Annotated in this window: 1 pseudogene; it reads right to left on the reverse strand. The window is 41.5% G+C overall.

Annotated features, from left to right (window positions below):
- Positions 1-352: 352 nt before the first annotated feature.
- Positions 353-478 (reverse strand): annotated as a pseudogene (locus JCM16496_RS24485) (IS5/IS1182 family transposase); the annotation flags it as partial.
- Between the last annotated feature and the right edge of the window lie 172 nt (positions 479-650).

Genomic DNA, 650 nt, shown 5'->3' on the forward strand with positions numbered 1-650 from the left:
AAATAATTCCAAGATTCCCAACTGTTAGCAGTTGCATCAAACCGGTTTAGAACGCCTCTAAAACAGTAGACAATTCATCATCCACTAAAATAAGTATCTGTTGAAATTTAGTTTATATCGTAATAGTATCTTCATTCCCCTCCTCCGGGGAGGAGGGGTGCCCAACGGGCGGGGTGGTAGGGAGCATAAAGCCATGTAAACAATGCTTTACTCGCCTGTTTGTATCGCTACCACCTCCCCCTACGGTATTCACCCCCTCCACCTCCCCCGTTATCGGGGGAGAGCAACCTCCCCGGAGGATGAGAATGAAGATACTATTGTAATATAAACTAATTTCCATCATTTACTTACTATCGGTCTCTTCCCTTCGTCTGTTAATGCAGATGTTAGCGATGATTCCTTTTCTCTGCAAGGTGCTTCGCAAGGTATCGCAGTCGAAACCGGCATCAGCGTTGAGGAAAAGTCCGTCAACCTTGATAATGGCATTTATCACATCTATCAGTATTGTATCTTTGGCAAGCACAGCGTACATAGGATTTTCTTTATATATGAGTTTGGTCACCCATAATATAAGTAATAATTCGGTTTGTACGCTATGCTTTAACATTTTGATACGATTTTAAGAATCTAACATAAGTTTAAATCACTTC

It is taken from the genome of Bacteroides rodentium JCM 16496, from assembly GCF_000614125.1.
GTDB classification, from domain to species: domain Bacteria; phylum Bacteroidota; class Bacteroidia; order Bacteroidales; family Bacteroidaceae; genus Bacteroides; species Bacteroides rodentium.